Below are 17,361 nucleotides of genomic sequence, written 5' to 3'. Positions count from 1 at the left end.
TGAGGCCCGCATGAGCGACTCCCTGGATCTCAGCCTGGATGGCGTAGAACGCCGATCGCTGGCTGACTTCACCGAAAATGCCTACCTCAACTACTCCATGTACGTGATCATGGACCGTGCTTTGCCGCATATCGGCGACGGCCTGAAACCGGTACAGCGGCGTATCGTCTACGCCATGAGTGAGCTGGGGCTGGATGCCGATTCCAAGCACAAGAAGTCCGCCCGTACGGTCGGTGACGTGCTGGGTAAGTTCCACCCCCACGGCGACTCGGCCTGCTACGAAGCCATGGTGCTGATGGCGCAGCCTTTCAGCTATCGCTACACGCTGGTGGACGGCCAGGGTAACTGGGGTGCGCCGGACGATCCCAAGTCCTTCGCCGCCATGCGTTATACCGAAGCGCGCCTGTCGCGTTATTCCGAAGTGCTGCTCAGCGAACTGGGCCAGGGCACCGCGGACTGGGGGCCGAACTTCGACGGTACCCTGCAGGAACCCCTGGTATTGCCGGCACGTTTGCCGAACATCCTGCTCAACGGCACCACTGGCATCGCCGTGGGCATGGCCACTGATGTGCCGCCGCACAACCTGCGCGAAGTCGCCACCGCCTGCGTGCGCCTGCTGGACGAGCCCAAGGCCACGGTCGAACAGCTCTGCGAGCATATCCAGGGCCCGGACTACCCGACCGAGGCGGAAATCATCACGCCGCGCGCGGACCTGCTGAAAATCTACGAAACCGGTCGCGGTTCGGTGCGCATGCGTGCCGTCTATCGCATCGAGGATGGCGACATCATCGTCACCGCGCTGCCGCACCAGGTATCCGGCGCCAAGGTGCTGGAACAGATCGCCGCGCAGATGCAGGCCAAGAAGCTGCCGATGGTCGCCGACCTGCGTGATGAGTCGGACCACGAGCACCCATGCCGGATCGTGATCATTCCACGCTCCAACCGGGTCGACCCCGACGAGCTGATGCAGCATCTGTTCGCTACCACCGAGCTGGAATCCAGCTACCGGGTCAACGTCAACATCATCGGCCTGGATGGCAAGCCGCAGCTGAAGAACCTGCGCGCCTTGCTGGTGGAGTGGCTGGAGTTCCGCGTCCTGACGGTGCGCCGCCGCCTGCAGTTCCGCCTGGACAAGGTCGAGCGTCGCCTGCACCTGTTGGACGGCTTGCTGATCGCCTACCTCAACCTGGATGAAGTGATCCACATCATTCGTACCGAGGAGCAGCCGCGGGCCAAGTTGATCGAGCGTTTTGCCCTGAGCGAAGTGCAGGCCGACTACATCCTCGATACCCGACTGCGCCAATTGGCGCGCCTGGAAGAGATGAAGCTGCGCGCCGAGCAGGATGAGCTGCTCAAGGAGCAGGCCAAGCTGCAAGCCCTGCTCAACAGCGAAGCCAAGCTGAAGAAGCTGGTGCGCACCGAATTGCTGCAGGATGCTGAAACCTATGGCGACGATCGCCGCTCGCCAATCGTCGAGCGCGCCGAGGCCAAGGCTCTGTCGGAAAACGAGCTGATGCCGACCGAACCGGTCACCATCGTTCTGTCGGAAAAAGGTTGGGTACGTTGCGCCAAAGGGCATGATATCGACGCCACGGGCCTGTCCTACAAGGCCGGCGACGGTTTCAAGACCTCGGCAATCGGTCGTTCCAACCAGTTTGCGGTGTTCATCGACTCCACCGGACGCAGTTATTCGGTGGCGGCGCATACGCTGCCATCGGCCCGCGGCCAGGGCGAGCCGTTGACCGGACGCCTGACGCCGCCACCTGGCGCCAGTTTCGAATGCGTGCTGTTGCCGGACGACGAGGCGCTGTACGTGATTGCGTCCGATGCGGGTTACGGCTTTGTGGTCAAGGGCGAGGATCTGCAAGCCAAGAACAAGGCCGGCAAGGCATTGTTGAGCCTGCCGAACAACGCCAAGGTGTTGTTGCCTCGGCCGGTGAGCGATCGCGAACAGAACTGGCTGGCTTCGGTGACCACCGAAGGGCGCTTGCTGGTGTTCAAGATCAGCGACCTGCCGCAGCTGGGTAAAGGCAAGGGCAACAAGATCATCGGGATTCCGGGTGAGCGCGTCGCCAGCCGCGAGGAATACGTGACCGATATCGCGGTGCTGCCCGAGGGCGCGACATTGGTGTTGCAGGCCGGAAAACGCACCCTGTCGCTCAAGGCCGATGATCTCGAGCATTACAAGGGCGAACGTGGTCGCCGGGGTAACAAACTGCCGCGAGGCTTCCAGCGAGTGGATGCGTTGTTGGTAGAAACTCTCAATTGATGCGGGGTAGAGCGTCCGATCTGCGATTTAACCGGTAGATCGACGCTACAGCACTGGAGTCACGGCGCATATTCACGGATGATATGCGCTTTCAAGCGCCGGCGTGGCTGAGCGTTATTCAGGGTTATTTTGAGTATTTACACTGTGGCTAGCCTTGTGGCCGCCACCTGGATGGGATGATGACTGCTCTGCGCCTTCCTCTTGTTTTCTTGCTCGCTGGCGTTCTTGGCCTGGCGGGCTGCAGCGTGCACCAGCCGGTGTCGCTGTATCAGCTGGACAGCGGAAGTCCAGCTCAACCGGCACAAAGTGCCGGTATGGCCGTATTGCTGGGGCCGGTACTGGTTGCCGACTATCTGCAACGTGAAACCTTGCTGCAACGCCAGAACGACGGCAGCCTGCAGGCTTCGACCGATGGTCGCTGGGCCGGCAGCCTGTCTTCCGATATCGATCAATTGCTGTTGCGCCAGGTCGCCGGCCAGCTGGATAGCCAGCGGGTCGTGCTGGCGCCGGCGAGTGCTGGCTTCACCCCGGATGTCCAGGTGCTGCTGTCGATCACTCGCTTGGATTCGGGTGCCTCGCAACCGGCAGTGCTGGACGCGCAATGGCGCCTGATCGATCGTCGTGGGCAGGTTCGCGACAACCGTATCGTTCATCTGCAAGAGCAGCATGCCGGCACCACCGCGTCTCAGGTCCAGGCCCAGGGCGTATTGCTGCAGCGCTTGGCCGAGCAATTGTCGGGAGCGCTCAAGCCACTGGCCAACCAGCCTACGGTAGCCGAGGTACCGCGTAAGGCGGCGCCGGCACCGGCGGCAAAGCCGGCCGAGCAGGAGAAGCCGAAGATTCCGATGGCCACGCCTATCCGCACGGATATGGAAGTGTTCCGCTTCTGAGTGTTGTGGTTCCAGGACAAAGCCCGCTGATCAGCGGGCTTTGTCGTTTCTGGGGAGTTGTTCGGTGGCTCGGGCGCTCTGCGGTGTTCTGCAGATTGCTATCGCGGGCAATCGAGCGTCGACCGGCCGCTCCTACAGAAGCAGATAGGTGCGAGGCTTACCCGCGATGGCGTCAGCCGATCAACACCCAACAAAAAGCCCGCATCGCTGCGGGCTTTTTTGTTGGGCGACTGGCTTACAGCTTGGCGCGGGTCTCATGCATCCGCGCCAGTTGCCGCTCGAGCATCGACGGGTAGGGCTCCATCAGGCGTTCGACGCAGCAGGCACCTTCCGGGCTGGCGATCGGACGAATGCGCGCGCGCTGGCGAATCAGGGCGTCGTCATTGATCTTGCGCTCGACCAGCAGCAGGTTGCGGCTGTGCTGGGACAGTGCCAGGGCGTCCTGGGCGGTCTCGGTCAGCAGCAGGTCGATCTGGCTCAGGCCGAACAGCTCATCGCCCAAAGTCAGGCCCAGTTGCAGCTGCAAGGTGATGCCGCTGTCGGCCACTTCGATTTGCAGGGCATGCCCCAAGGCACGCAACAATTCACCGCAGCAGATGGCGTTGGTCAGGTAATCGTCGCCGCTGTCTTCGCTGTGGAACAGCATCAGCGTGCTGCCGTCGTTCAGGGTGTGCAGTTCGCTCTGGTACAGCGAGGCGGCCTGGTCGAGGCAATCGCGATAACGTTCCAGCAACTCCGTCAGGCGCGCGCGCGGCAGGCGGCGCAGTTGTTCCTGGGCGCCCAGTTGCACTGCCAACACCGCGCTGTGTTGCGGCTGCGCCGGGACGGCGGTCTTGACGATCGGCTTGGTAGCGGTCGCGGTGGACGAGCTGTCGCGCAGGTCGGCGAACGGGTCTTCATCGTCGGCCAGGTCTTCTTCGGCGCTGACTACGTGCCGTGGCGCGGGCTTGAGGCCAGCCACCGGAGCGCTTTCATCGAAGCTCGGGTCGCGCAGGTTGCGCACCTCGAAGGTCGGCTCGGCGTCTTCGCTGTCGTCGTAGTCGCTATCGTCGATCTCGGCTTGCGGTTCCGGTTCCGGCTCGACCTTCTCCGGTGCGAAGCTGGCGTGCAGCTGGCGCGCAAGGTCGCCGATCTCGTCCTGGCGCTGAGTGGCCGGGGTGTGTTCGTCGATGTCCCGCAGCCAGACCCGCAGTTGCATCAGCGGAGTGGAGATGTGCCGCCCCAGGCGCAGGCTCAAGGCCAGGGCCAGGGCCAGCAGGATGGCGCTGAGAATGCCCATGCTCTGCAGGCTGATGGTCATCGGCTGCTGGAACTGTTCCATGTCCAGGCTGATGCGCAGGTTGCCCGCGGTCACGTCCTGGAAGGTGATCTTGGTCTGGTAGACGCCTTCGGTTTCGCCCAGCAGGCTGCTTTTCGGGCGCTGGCCGGCTTCGGCGAGGATGCGGTTGTCCACGCTGTAGATCGCCGCGTGGGCAACCAGCGGGTTCTTGGTCAGGTTATTCAGCAGCACGTTGAGGCTGAGGATGTCGTTGGACACCAGAAGCTCGGTGGCCGAGGTCGCGGTCTGGGTGGTCAGGCTCTGGCCCAGGGCGTCGGCTTGTTCGTGCATGGCCTGCTTGAATTGCAGCCCCATCACGCAGGCATAGATCACCAGGGCCAGGGCGACCAGGATCACGTTATGGCTGGCAATGCGCAATGCAATCGGTACGCGGCGGTGGCGCAGCGCACGGAAGATCAGCAGGAAGAAGTTATCGGTTTTAACTGGCGTGGGCCGGTTCACTGAGCTCGGCTCTTTTGTCCGTGAAGTTGAGGCGCAGTATAGCGACAGGCCCTAGACCGGCAAAGCGCTGGCTGTGCCCGATGGTCACTGAAAGTGGGTAGAATGCGGTTTTTTTCCACCTGCGGGGGTGCGCCTTGCGTGAAATCGTCCTGATAAACATCACCGGTGAAGACCGTCCGGGTCTCACTGCGGCTATTACCGGGGTTCTGGCCCAGGGTGGTGTGAATATTCTCGACATCGGTCAGGCGGTGATTCACGACACTCTGTCGTTCGGCATCCTGGTTGAAATTCCGGATAACGAGCAGAGTTCGTCGGTGCTCAAGGACATCCTGTTCACCGCCTATGAGCTGGACCAGCAGGTCCGTTTCACGCCGGTTTCCGAAGAGGATTACCAGCAATGGGTCGGTGGCCAGGGCAAGAAGCGCCATATCGTCACCTTGCTGACCCGCAAGGTCACCGCCGAGCAACTGCAGCGCGTCAGTTCGATCACTGCCAAGTACGGTTTGAACATCGACCACATCGATCGTCTCTCCGGGCGCATGCCGCTGGACACCCCGGCCGACAAGGGCAAGGGCTGCATTGAATTTTCCGTGCGCGGCGAAACTGCCGATCCGCAGGCCTTGCGTGCCGAGTTCCTCAGCGTGGCCCAGGAACTGAACGTCGATATCGCCTTCCAGGAAGACTCGCTGTTCCGTCGCAATCGCCGCCTGGCGGTGTTCGACATGGATTCGACGCTGATCGAGGCGGAAGTCATTGACGAGTTGGCCAAGGCGGCCGGCGTGGGTGACCGGGTGGCGGAAATCACCGAGCGGGCGATGGCCGGCGAACTGGATTTCCGTGCCAGCTTCAAGGAGCGCCTGGCCTTGCTCCAGGGCCTGGATATCAAGGTGCTGGACTCCATCGGCGCATCGCTGCGCCTGACCGAAGGTGCCGAGACGCTGTTCGCCGAACTCAAGCGCCTGGGTTACAAGACCGCGATTCTTTCGGGTGGCTTCACCTACTTTGCCAAGCAGTTGCAGGCCAAGCTGGGGATCGACTACGTATTCGCCAACGAGCTGGAAGTGGTCGACGGCAAAGTGACCGGTGTGGCGGTCGAGCCGATTGTCGATGCACAGCGCAAGGCCGATCTGCTGCGCGAGCTGGCCGCCAAGGAAGGTTTGCGCCTGGAGCAGACCATCGCGGTGGGCGACGGCGCGAACGACTTGCCGATGCTGGCGATCGCCGGCCTGGGCGTGGCCTTCCGCGCCAAGCCGCTGGTCAAGCAGTCGGCCAAACAGGCGATCTCCACCCTGGGCCTGGATGGCGTGCTGTATCTGCTGGGCTTCCGCGATCGCGACGGCCAAAGCTGATCTAGTAGGAGGTGCGCCGTCGCCAGGCTGCGCACCGCGGAACCTGAGTCCGCTGCCGGCCCGATGCTCTCCAGGCCGGCAGCGGGAGGTTTAGTCCAAGGCTTTGCCCGCGGTTTCCGGCACCATGGCCAGGCCGATCAGCGACAACAGAATGCAGGCCATCACATACCAGGCCGGCGAGCTGGGGTCGCCCGTGAGCTTGATCAGGCCGGAGGCGAAGAACTGCGCAAAACCGCCGAACACCATGACTCCCAGGCAATAGACGATGGACATGCCGCTGGCACGGATGCGGCGTGGAAACAGCTCCGGCAACACTGCAAGGGAGGGTACCGAGGTATATACCAAAGGCACGCTCAGCAGGCTGACTACCAATAGCAGCATTGGCAAGCCAGGCATGGCATGCAGCAGCAGGAAGCCAGGGTAGATCAGCGCCAGCAACGCCAGCCGCGGCAGCAGGATCGATCGGCGCCGGCCGATCCGGTCGCTCAGTCGCCCCGCCGGGACCGACAGCAGCACCGTCAGCAGCGCCGACGCCGAGGCCGCCCAGATCGCCACCGACAGGGGCATGCCGAGCAAGGTCACGGCGTGGTTGGCCTGGTAGTGGCTAATGATAAAGGTCGGTGCCGTTGCTCCCACCGCCACTAACACTCCGGCGATAATCTGCCGCGAATGCTGGCGCAGCAACGGCCCCGCCGGCTCCTGGTCTGGCGCAGGCTCACCTTGGGGCGAGCTGGTGCTAACGGCGGCAGTTTCATCCAGCCGGTGGCGAATGTATTCACCTACCGGGATCGTCAGCACGCCGACCGCGAACACCATCCGCCAGCCCCAACTGTCCATGGCTTCCGGTGACAGGACTGCGCCCAGCAACGCCACCACCAATGTGCCGCAGAGTACCCCCAGGCCCTGGCTCAACAGCTGCCAGCTACAGTAATAGCCGCGTGTTCGGTCGTTGGCGTACTCCATCAGCATGGAGGTGGCCGCACCGACCTGGCCACCCACGGCAAAGCCTTGTACCAGGCGCGCCAGCAGCACCAGCAACGGGCCCAGCAGGCCGGCCTGGGCGTAAGTGGGGGCGATCACTAACAGCAGCGAACCAATGGCCATCAGCCAAAGGCTTAGTCGCAACGCCGGTTTGCGGCCTCGACGGTCGGCATACAGGCCAATCAGGATGCCGCCGATGGGCCGACTGATAAAACCGGTGCCAAATACCGCCAGCGACAGCATCAATTGCAACAAGGGTTCATCGGTGAATGGAAAGAACAGGCGCCCCATCAAGGTGGCCAGGGCGCTGTAGACGATGAAGTCGTAGAACTCCAGGGCGTTGCCCAGTGTGATGGCGATAATTGCGCGCCGACTGGGAGCCGACGCATTGAGCGCCGGCGCTTCCTGTAAAGCGGTCATGGCAAGTGCTCCCGGAGTCAGGCCAGATAGCGTTCTACCAGCTTGACCCAGTAACTTGCCCCGATCGGCAGGGCCTGGTCGTTGAAGTCATAACCTGGGTTATGCACCATGCAGCCGCCTTCGCCGTCGCCATTGCCGATAATCAGGTAGCAGCCTGGTACCTGCTCCAACCAGAAGGCGAAGTCCTCGCTGCCGGTCAGCGGCTGCATGTTCGTCGCCAATCCTTCCTCCCCGAGCCAGTCTCGCGCCACTGCCTCGGCCAGCCGGGTCGCCGCGACATCATTGACCAGCATCGGATAGCCATACTCGTAATCCACCTCGGCACGGGCGCCAAATCCCGCGGCCTGGGCCTCGGCCAGGGCCACGATGCGTTGACGCAACAGCTCGCGGATGTTCGGGCACAAGGCACGTATGCTCAGGCGCATTTGCGCGGTATCCGGAATCACGTTGGGGGCCTCGCCGGCCATGATCGCCCCCACAGTGATTACGGCCGTCTCCAGTGGAGGCACGTTGCGCGACACAATGCTTTGCAGGGCCATCACCAGAGAGGCACAGACCACGATCGGGTCCACGGCCTTGTGCGGCATCGCACCGTGGCCGCCGGTGGCCTGGATGCGGATGGTGGCGGTATCGGTGGAGGCCATGAATGGCCCAGGCAGGAAGCCCAGCTTGCCCAGGGGCACCCCCGGCATATTGTGCATAGCGAAAATCGCCTGGCAGGGGAACAGATCGAACAGGCCATCCTCCAGCATGCGCTTGGCCCCGGAGCCGCCATGACCTTCTTCGGCCGGCTGAAAGAACAGGTGCAGGGTGCCACGAAAAGGCCGGCGCTTGGCCAGGTCCCAGGCCGCGGCCAGCAGCATGGCGGTATGGCCGTCGTGGCCGCAGGCGTGCATCTTGCCCTCGACCCGGCTGGCCCAGGGCAGGCCGGTGGTTTCCTGGATCGGCAGGGCATCCATGTCGGCGCGCAGGCCGATAGCGGGCCCTTCTCCATTGCGGAGTGTGCCGACCACGCCGGTTTCCCCCAGCCCTTCGTGAATGTCGTAGCCCCAATTCTGCAGGCAGCGAATCACCTGGGCGCGGGTCTCGAACTCTTCGAATCCCAATTCGGGATGGGCATGGATCTCATGGCGCAGGGCGATCATGGATGGGGTGATTTCACGGATACCGGGCAAGATGGCGGACGCGTCCATGACGATGTCTCCTTTTTATTGTTGGGGTTATGACCTAGGCCTGGGGATACTAGAAGCAACCCAGAACACCGGGAAGGCGCAAAAAAGTTGTCAGTAGCACTTCTGGTTGATGGTGGGAGAGGAACAATGAAGATCCATCAGTTGCAGGCATTGATCGCCATGGCGGAGCACGGCAGCATCCGCGCCGCTGCCAAGGCGCTGGCCCTGTCGCAAGCCGCGGTCAGCAAGACCTTGCGCGAACTGGAGGCTGAACAGCAGTTGCCCTTGCTACAACGCCATGCCGGCGGTACGCGGCTGAACGATGCCGGACGGGTACTGCTCAAGCATGCCCGGCAGGTGCTCAGGCAACTGGAGCGAGCCGAGGATGAACTGGCCGCTTTGCGCGGCCAGCACGCGGCGCGCCTTTGCGTCGGGGTCACGCCCTGGCTGGCTGAAACGCTGTTGCCGGATGTGGTGCGGTTGTTTCGCCAGCGCATGCCGGAGATTCGCCTGGAATTGTTCGAGGGATTGCTGGCGGTAGCCTTGCCCCTGCTACGGGATGGTCAAATGGACTTCGCCATCGGCCCGCTGTTCAGCAGCATTTCCGCCCAGGAGTTCCATTGCCAGCCGTTGTTGACCCACCCTTGTCGGGTCTTCGCCCGCCATGGCCATCCGGCGTTGCGGGCCAGTTCCCTGGAGGAGTTGCTGGAGCAGGACTGGGTGGTCAACTACAGCCCGGTCACTTATGAGCAGGTGATGCACTCGTTGTTCGGTCGGCATGGATTAGGCATCGGTCCCGAGCGATTGATCTGTGCCCATTCGATGACCCTGCTGTCGAGCATGGTGCTGCAAGCCGGCATGTTGAGCTTCGGCCCGGAGCCATTGTTGCTGTGCCATGGCTTCCAGCCCCATGTGCAAGCCTTGTCGCTGCGCGAGGAGATGGATGGACAGGCCATGGGCATCATCAGTCATCAGGGGCATACCCACAGTTATGCCGCGATGTGTTTTATCGACTGCCTGCAACAGAGCCTGAAGCAGAAAAGCCGTTCGTCGCACCCGACGGATCGTGCCCTGAGCGAGATGCTGAGCTTGTTGTTCTAGTGGCCCCAGTGGTACTGCGTCGGGAGCCTGCGACGGGCAAAAAAAAGCCGCCTGTCGAAAGACCGGCGGCTTTTTTCGGGCACTCCCCGAACTGGCGGGGCTTCATCGCGCCTGGAGCTGCTCGCTCTTCAGTGCGCGGTCAACCGCCTCAGGCGTTTGCCGAGGTCAGGCTCTGGCCCATCTGGACCGGCGAGCCGGCGGCCAGTGTTTCGGCCCACTGCACTTGGTTCGGACCGAATAGCACGATCGCGGTGGAGCCCAGTTTGAAGCGGCCCAGTTCGGCGCCTTTTTCCAGGTGGATCGGCGCACGAGCGGCTTCGTCGTAGCGCACGGTCTTCAGTTCGCGCTTCGGCGGAGTCACCAGGCCAGCCCAGACGGTTTCGATCGACGCCACGATCATCGCGCCTACCAGTACCACGGCCATCGGGCCGCGTTCGGTGTCGAAAATGCACACCACGCGCTCGTTGCGGGCGAACAGTTCCGGAACATTTTCCGCGGTGGTCTGGTTGACCGAGAAGATTCGCCCCGGCACATAGACCATTTCCCGCAGGGTGCCGGCCAGCGGCATGTGCACGCGGTGGTAGTCCTTCGGCGACAGGTAGATGGTGGCGAAGTCGCCGCCCATGAACGGTGCGGCCAGGGCCGAATCGCCACCCAGCAGTTCAAGCACGCTGAAGCTGTGGCCCTTGGCCTGGAATACCCGACCATGTTCGATCGGGCCGAGCTGGCTGACTGCGCCGTCGGCCGGGCTGAGGATAGCGCCCGGGGTCTGGTCCAGCGGGCGGGCACCGTCTTTCAGGGCGCGGGTGAAGAAGGCATTGAAGTGCTCGTAAGCGGTGAGGTCTTCCACCAGTGCTTGCGACATGTCTACCTGATAGCGCTTGGCGAACCAGGCGGTGAAGGCATTCTTGAACCAGCGCACGCGGCATTCGGCGATGCAGCCGGCCAGGCGCGACAGCAGGTGGTGAGGCAGCAGGTACTGGCTGAGGATAAACAAACGCTTTTTCATTAACTGTCCTTAAAACCTTAAATCTCTACGGGAGTGTCGGGGTGGTTGCCCCATTCGCCCCAGGAACCGGCATAGCCTTTGACTCTCGGATAACCGAGCGCCTTGGCCACCAGATAGGTGAAGCCAGAGCGGTGGTGAGTCTGGCAGTGGGTAATCACTTCTTTGTCTTTGCTGATGCCGAGTTGTTCCAGGATCTGCGGCATGTCGCTGCGGATCCGCAAGCTGCGCGCCGGGTCCATGCCCGCCGTCCACTCGAAGTTGATCGCGCCGGGAATGTGCCCACCCTTGGCCGCGAGGACTTTTTCCCCCGAATATTCCAGCGGGCCACGAGCATCCCAGATTGCCAGGTCGGCCGCGCCAAGACGGCTTTGCAGGTATTCGCGGGTGGCGGTCGGCTCATCGTGCAGGGTCAGGGCGACAGGGCCGCCGACGGCCGCCGGGACTTCGATCGAGACCGGCAGGCCGTCGGCCAGCCAGGCCAGCAGCCCGCCGTCCAGGTAGTGGTAGCGGGAGTGGCCGATGACATCCAGCAACCAGATGAAGCGCCCGGCCCAGCCGCCGCCTTCGTCGTCATAGACCACGTAGACCGCATCCGGGTTATGCCCCAGCTCGCCGAACAGGGTTTCGAGGGCTGCCTGTGGCGGCATCAGCCCGGGAGTCGGTGCCTGACCGAGCTGGGTACGCTTGGGGTCGACGAAATGCGCGCCGGGAATATGGCCCGCGGCATAGCGAGCGGCGCTGGTCAGGTCCACCAGGATCAGTTCGCGGGCGTCCAGGCGAGGGAGCAGGTCGCTCGGCTCGATCACCAGCGGCAAGCCAGAGAAGTCAGGCATGTGAGGTCTCCAGGGCACAAAGGGAAGGATTGTAGCGCAAGCGTCAGCGGCTGCGGTTGGTAAAGCTGTGCAGGGCCTTTTCGATGCATTGCGCGGTTTTGCCGAACGCTTGCACAGAGACTTCCGAGAACGGCTGGCCGCCCTGGTCGGCGACGATCAGCATGATCACGCGGCCATTGCTCGGCACCGAGCGCATCAGCAGGTGTTCGCCACGAAACAATGTGCGCAGGCTCGCGGGCAGGCGGGAGGAGAACTGGGCGTTGTTGGCCGGCGTCAGGCGCACTTGCGCCGGGGCCTCCAGCAGTCTTTGCAATACGCTGCTCTGGTCGATCGTCAAAGCCAGGTTCATGGCGGGCGCGGGCAGCCCGGCGGTTTGATGCACGCGCAACTGGGTCCGCGTGCGATCGACCATCAGCAGCATCACCCGCCGCATGCCGCAGGCTACCAGCGCGTCGCGGGCAAAGGTGGTCAGGTGCATGGCATTGCTGAAGCGGCTGGGTTCCGCCAGCAGCTCGCTGCACTGCTTGCGCCATCTGGCCAGGTCTTCGGCGGTTGGCGCGGAAACCGGGAGCTCGCCGCGATGCACGCGCCGGGCTTCCCAAGGCCAAAGCAAAGCCTCGGCCGGGTGCCAGAGGTCGGGCATGTGGTGATGCCGGGCGCTCTGCACGGCTTGCTGGTGCAGCTGTTGTTGCAGCTCATCCATCGGCATTTGCAGGTACAGGCTGGTCAGGTATTGCCAGCGCATGCAGTGCGGGCCGTTCCAGGACTCCTGCGCCGAGAGGGCCAGGGCATTGGCCAGCAACACACTGTTGGCCGGCTGGTTCAGCCAGCGCTGCAGGGCCGGGTCGGCATCCAGGCATTGGCGCTGGTGCAGCGGATGGGCGTTGTCCCGGGCGATATGCAGGGCCTTGACCAATTGGTCCTGCTCGTCGATCAGCAGGCGGTAGCCTTGCAGCACCCAGATCGGCAGATGCCAGACCTCGACCAGTGCCTGGCACAGCTGAAGCAGGCCGACGCCGAACAATTCCTGCTCGACCTGCTGGACTGGTTCGGCCTTGTGGACGACGCGCAGCTCCCATTCTTCGAGCAGTTTTGGATAGGTCAGCGCCAACGGCCACAACGGCGAAAGAAACAGCAGGCTGCCCCAGTGAATGTCCTGCCAGAGCCTGGCCAGGCGCCCGGCGAAAAAGCCGTTGGCCTGTTGGGTCGCGTGCTGGCTGACCAATTGCAGCTGGCGCAGCCCGAGCGGAATTTCCTGTTCGGGCTGGGCGGGCAGGCGGGCGAGCAACTCTTCGGTGCGCGTAAGGCCCAGGCGGTTGAGCGCGATCTCGAGGTTCTCGGCCGGCTCGCCCATGCTGCCGTGAGTGTGACGGTTGGCTTCGCGAATCACGCTCAAGGCCAGCGCGGGGCTGTCCTGCATCAGGTCGGCAATGTCGCGCAATGAGCTGCGATTGTCCCTGATGGCTTTGCAGACCCGGTCATGGCTGGCTTGCGGCACTGGCAAGCGAACCGCGTCGAGCAGCTTTATCCAGGATTCGAGGGAGTGGGGGGCGGTAGTTGGGACTGTCGTTTCATTAGACATGGCTGGGCGCAATCATCGTCTGCTGTAAACACGCCCAGAGCGGGCCAAACTGGCTTTTCGCCTTAACGGCCTATAGTCTGGCGCAGTTTTGCCGATAAGTAGAAGAAGAGTTTTAAGAACTTCCGAATATGACCTTGAACCCGACTCAATAAGTACTTTCCTACCTATGGCTAAAATTATCGGCATCATCGTCGTGTTCGCGAGCGTGCTCGGCGGATACGTGCTTTCTCACGGCAAAATTGCCGCCCTGATCCAGCCTTTCGAGGTCCTGATTATCGGCGGCGCCGCTCTGGGGGCGTTCCTGCAGGCGAACCCTGGCTACATGACCATGCATGTACTCAAGAAGTCCTTGGGGATGTTCGGTTCGCGCTTTTCCCAGACCTTCTACCTGGAAGTGCTGGGCCTGATCTACGAGATCCTCAACAAGAGCCGCCGCGAAGGCATGATGGCGATCGAGGGCGATATCGAAGACGCCGCCGCCAGCCCGATTTTCGCCAAGTACCCGTCGGTGCTCAAGGACGAACGCATGACCGCGTTCATCTGCGATTACCTGCGCATCATGTCTTCCGGCAACATGGCTCCCCACGAGCTGGAAGGCCTGTTCGACATGGAGCTGTTCAGCCTCAAGGAAGATCTCGAGCATCCGTCCCATGCGGTCAACGGCATCGCCGACGGCATGCCGGGCTTCGGTATCGTTGCGGCGGTACTGGGTATCGTGGTGACCATGGCCTCCCTGGGCGATGGCGACCAGAAATCCATCGGCCTGCACGTAGGTGCGGCGCTGGTCGGTACCTTCTTCGGTATTCTCGCGGCCTACGGCTTCTTCGGCCCGCTGGCCCATTCCCTGGCACACGATGCCAAGGAAGAGCTGAACGTCTACGAGGCCATCAAGGCTTCCCTGGTGGCCTCGGCTTCCGGCATGCCGCCATCGCTGGCCGTGGAGTTCGGGCGCAAGGTTCTGTACCCGGCGCACCGTCCGAGCTTCGCCGAGCTGGAACAAGCGGTTCGCGGTCGCTAAGCCATGGAAAACAATCAGCCGATTATCATCAAGCGCGTCAAGCGCTTTGCCGGCGGGCATCACGGCGGGGCGTGGAAGATCGCCTTCGCCGACTTCGCCACGGCAATGATGGCGTTCTTCCTGGTGCTGTGGCTGTTGTCCACCGCCACCCCGGAACAGAAGATCGCCATCGCCGGTTACTTCAAGGACCCGATCGGCTTCTCGGAAAGCGGCACGCCCTACATTATCGACCTGGGCGGTTCTCCCGAGCTGGCACCGGAAAACACCCTCAACCCCGAGATCAAGTCGCAGCCACAGCCGGACAAGGTCACGGTCGACACCGACCAGGTCGAAAGCATGGCCGAGCAGGTTGAAAGGGAGCGCCTGGAACTGTTGCTGCAGGAGCTGCAGAACAAGGTCGAGGAAAACCCGCAGTTGCAGAAGTTCAAGGACCAGATCCTGTTCGAGATCACTCCGGACGGCTTGCGCATCCAGATCATCGATTCGGAAAACCGGCCGATGTTCGACTCCGGCAGTGCGCGCCTCAAGCCGTACTTCGAGGACATCCTGCTGGCCATGGCCGACACCATCAAGGCGGTGCCGAACAAGATCAGCATCAGCGGGCACACCGATGCCAAGCCATATTCGGGCACTGGCGACTTCGGCAACTGGGAGCTTTCGGCCAACCGTGCCAACGCCGCGCGTCGCGCGCTGGTGGCAGGCAGCTATCCGGATGGCCAGGTGGCGCGCGTGGTGGGTTACGCCTCTTCGTCGCTGTTCGATCGCAAGGATCCGTTCAACCCGATCAACCGGCGTATCGACATCGTGGTGCTGACCAAGAAGGCCCAGCGCGCGATCGAAGGCGAAGTTGCCCCCGAGGCTGCGGCGCCAACCCAGGGCCAGGGTGCCCCGGGCGAAGTGCCGGTCGACCCGAACGCCTTGCCGCCAGAGCAGGAGCCTTTGCCGGCCCATGAACTGCGCGAGCGATTGAATATCTTCGAAGACGCAGCACCGAAGACCGAAGGCGCGGCTGCACCCGCCGCTACGCCTCCAGCTGCGCAGTAACCGCTAGCAACGGGCCTCTATAAAAGAGGGCCCATGAAAAAGGCCGCGATCATCGCGGCCTTTTTTGTTTCTGCTTGGCGCTGCCTATTAATAGCTGCTGTCCGGCAGGCTGGCGATGATCGAGCGATAGCTGTTCATCCGCTGCTGCTGGATCCGCCCGTCTTCCAGGGCCTTGAGCAAGGCACAGCCCGGTTCGCGGTCATGCTTGCAGTCGCGGAAACGGCAGGTGCCCAGCAGGTCGTTGAACTCGATGAAACCCGCCTCGACATCGGCGCGGCTGACGTGGCCCAGGCCGAACTCGCGAATGCCGGGGGAGTCGATCAATTCGCCGCCGCCCGGGAAGTGGAACAGGCGCGCGGTGGTGGTGGTGTGGGTGCCCTGGCCGGACAGTTCCGACAAGGGCCCGACACGGGTCTCGACTTCCGGCAGCAGGCTGTTCACCAGCGACGACTTGCCCACGCCCGACTGGCCGACGAATACGCTGATCCGCCCATCCAACTGGGCTTGCAGCTGTTCCATGCCATTGCCGTGGTGGGCCGAGACTTCCAGCACCGGATAGCCCAATTGCCGATAGACCGCCAGCAAGGCGTTCAGCGCCGGGGCATTCTGCTCGTCGATCAGGTCGAACTTGTTGAGCAGCAACAGCGGGCGGATGCCGGCATGTTCGGCCGCCACCAGGTAACGGTCGATCAGGTTGGCATGGGGCTCGGGCAGCGGGGCGAAGACGATCACGATCATGTCGACGTTGGCGGCGACCGGCTTGAGCTGGCCGCGGCTGTCCGGGCGGCACAGCTCGGTGTGCCGCGGCAGTTGCGCGACGATCACGCCAATGCCCTGGTTGCCCGGGCGCCAGACCACCTGGTCGCCGGTCACCAGCGCCGGCAGGTTGGCGCGCAAGTGGCAGCGGAACACCTGGCCGGCCAGCTCGCCTTCGCGCGCCTCGACCTCGACCTGCACGCCGAAGTGAGCAATCACCAGGCCGGTCTGTTCGGGGCCGAGATCGCCGCCTTCCAGCGCTTCCACGGCAGAGGACTCGCGTTTGGCGGCGCGGGCGGCGCGTTCGCCTTGAATCTTTTCGATGCGCCAGTTTTGGCGACGATTGAGCTGGCGTTTGGCCATTGGTGTTCCGTGTCGATAATGCGGCGGTTAGGTAAAACGGCCGCGAGTTTAGCACGCCGGCAGGTCCCTCTAGGCTAAACTGCGCAACTACGCCGAGGAGCCCCCACATGCAAAACCCGCAGAATCTGATCTGGATCGATCTGGAAATGACCGGTCTGAACCCTGATACCGATGTCATCATCGAGATGGCGACCATCGTCACCGATAGCAACCTCAATACCTTGGCTGAAGGACCGGTCATCGCCATCCACCAGAGCGATGAAATTCTCGCCGGCATGGACGAGTGGAATACCCGCCAGCACGGCGGTTCCGGGCTGACCCAGCGCGTGCGCGAAAGCCGCATCAGCATGGCTGAAGCGGAAGCGCAGACCATCGCTTTCCTGGAGCAGTGGGTGCCCAAGGGCAAGTCGCCGATCTGTGGCAACAGCATCTGCCAGGACCGGCGCTTCCTGTACCGCCATATGAAAGCCCTGGAAAGCTATTTCCACTACCGCAACCTTGATGTTTCCACCCTTAAGGAACTGGCCGCCCGCTGGGCCCCGGACGTGCGCGACAGCTTCAAGAAAGGCAGCACCCACCTGGCCCTGGACGACATTCGCGAGTCCATCGCCGAGCTGCAGCATTACCGCAAGCACTTCATCAAGCTTTGATGGTCCGGGGGGGGGGGGCGTCGGCTCTGACGTCATCGCGGGCAAGCCTCGTTCCTACAAGTCCGCGTGATCCGTAGGCGCGAGGCTTGCCCGCGATAGGCGCCTTGCGCTCTCCAGTAATTCCAGCTGGCGCCCCCTTTTGGT

14 protein-coding genes are annotated in these 17,361 nt (G+C 62.9%); 7 read left to right on the top strand and 7 right to left on the bottom strand.

The window, feature by feature from the left end; translation table 11 throughout:
- The first annotated feature begins 10 nt into the window (after positions 1-10).
- Entirely contained in the window at positions 11-2,269 is a 2,259-nt protein-coding gene (gene parC / locus BLV20_RS12070) for a DNA topoisomerase IV subunit A (RefSeq protein WP_092301529.1), read from the top strand.
- Positions 2,270-2,448: 179 nt separating this feature from the next.
- Positions 2,449-3,159, top strand: a complete 711-nt coding sequence (locus tag BLV20_RS12065; RefSeq protein ID WP_092301526.1) for a PqiC family protein — start codon at positions 2,449-2,451, stop codon at positions 3,157-3,159.
- 235 nt (positions 3,160-3,394) lie between these two features.
- Here the strand turns inward: BLV20_RS12065 and BLV20_RS12060 are convergent, their stop codons facing one another.
- Positions 3,395-4,939, bottom strand: a complete 1,545-nt coding sequence (locus tag BLV20_RS12060) for an AhpA/YtjB family protein (RefSeq protein WP_092301523.1) — start codon at positions 4,937-4,939, stop codon at positions 3,395-3,397.
- Between the two features lie 134 nt (positions 4,940-5,073).
- On the opposite strand from BLV20_RS12060, the gene serB reads away from it, so the two are divergent.
- Positions 5,074-6,288, top strand: coding sequence for a phosphoserine phosphatase SerB (serB, locus tag BLV20_RS12055; protein WP_092301520.1), 1,215 nt, complete (start codon positions 5,074-5,076; stop codon positions 6,286-6,288).
- Positions 6,289-6,378: 90 nt separating this feature from the next.
- Here serB and BLV20_RS12050 read toward each other — a convergent pair whose 3' ends face one another.
- Together BLV20_RS12050 and BLV20_RS12045 are read right to left on the bottom strand one after the other, a co-directional pair.
- On the bottom strand, positions 6,379-7,689 hold the full coding sequence (locus BLV20_RS12050; protein ID WP_092301517.1) for an MFS transporter: 1,311 nt from the start codon (positions 7,687-7,689) through the stop codon (positions 6,379-6,381).
- A gap of 17 nt (positions 7,690-7,706) precedes the next feature.
- On the bottom strand, positions 7,707-8,882 hold the full coding sequence (locus BLV20_RS12045) for a M20 aminoacylase family protein (RefSeq protein ID WP_092301513.1): 1,176 nt from the start codon (positions 8,880-8,882) through the stop codon (positions 7,707-7,709).
- Between the two features lie 126 nt (positions 8,883-9,008).
- Between BLV20_RS12045 and BLV20_RS12040 the strand changes: the two genes are divergently transcribed.
- Positions 9,009-9,962: a LysR family transcriptional regulator gene (locus BLV20_RS12040; RefSeq protein WP_092301510.1), complete on the top strand. Its 954-nt coding sequence runs from the start codon at positions 9,009-9,011 to the stop codon at positions 9,960-9,962.
- Positions 9,963-10,110: 148 nt separating this feature from the next.
- Here BLV20_RS12040 and asd read toward each other — a convergent pair whose 3' ends face one another.
- Genes asd through BLV20_RS12025 form a run of 3 tightly spaced genes read right to left on the bottom strand, consistent with a single transcriptional unit; the run spans position 10,111 to position 13,386 of the window.
- Positions 10,111-10,971 carry an archaetidylserine decarboxylase gene (asd, locus tag BLV20_RS12035; RefSeq protein ID WP_092301507.1) on the bottom strand — a complete coding sequence of 287 codons (861 nt, stop codon included), beginning with the start codon at positions 10,969-10,971 and terminating at the stop codon, positions 10,111-10,113.
- Positions 10,972-10,988: 17 nt separating this feature from the next.
- Positions 10,989-11,804 carry a thiosulfate sulfurtransferase gene (gene rhdA, locus BLV20_RS12030; protein ID WP_092301504.1) on the bottom strand — a complete coding sequence of 272 codons (816 nt, stop codon included), beginning with the start codon at positions 11,802-11,804 and terminating at the stop codon, positions 10,989-10,991.
- A gap of 43 nt (positions 11,805-11,847) precedes the next feature.
- Positions 11,848-13,386 carry an HDOD domain-containing protein gene (locus BLV20_RS12025; protein ID WP_092301501.1) on the bottom strand — a complete coding sequence of 513 codons (1,539 nt, stop codon included), beginning with the start codon at positions 13,384-13,386 and terminating at the stop codon, positions 11,848-11,850.
- Between the two features lie 166 nt (positions 13,387-13,552).
- Here BLV20_RS12025 and motA point away from each other — a divergent pair, with 166 nt between their 5' ends.
- Together motA and motB are read left to right on the top strand one after the other, a co-directional pair.
- On the top strand, positions 13,553-14,404 hold the full coding sequence (gene motA / locus BLV20_RS12020; RefSeq protein ID WP_007921402.1) for a flagellar motor stator protein MotA: 852 nt from the start codon (positions 13,553-13,555) through the stop codon (positions 14,402-14,404).
- Positions 14,405-14,407: 3 nt separating this feature from the next.
- Entirely contained in the window at positions 14,408-15,448 is a 1,041-nt protein-coding gene (motB, locus tag BLV20_RS12015; RefSeq protein WP_092301498.1) for a flagellar motor protein MotB, read from the top strand.
- A gap of 87 nt (positions 15,449-15,535) precedes the next feature.
- Here the strand turns inward: motB and rsgA are convergent, their stop codons facing one another.
- Entirely contained in the window at positions 15,536-16,567 is a 1,032-nt protein-coding gene (gene rsgA, locus BLV20_RS12010; protein ID WP_053259419.1) for a small ribosomal subunit biogenesis GTPase RsgA, read from the bottom strand.
- A 107-nt stretch (positions 16,568-16,674) separates the two neighbouring features.
- Here rsgA and orn point away from each other — a divergent pair, with 107 nt between their 5' ends.
- Positions 16,675-17,217, top strand: coding sequence for an oligoribonuclease (orn, locus tag BLV20_RS12005; protein WP_007921399.1), 543 nt, complete (start codon positions 16,675-16,677; stop codon positions 17,215-17,217).
- The last annotated feature ends 144 nt before the right edge of the window (positions 17,218-17,361 follow it).

The organism is Pseudomonas sp. NFIX28, assembly GCF_900107395.1.
Classification (GTDB): domain Bacteria; phylum Pseudomonadota; class Gammaproteobacteria; order Pseudomonadales; family Pseudomonadaceae; genus Aquipseudomonas.
The sequence above is the reverse complement of the archived record's forward strand: the minus strand, read 5'-3'. Positions and strand labels throughout refer to the sequence as shown.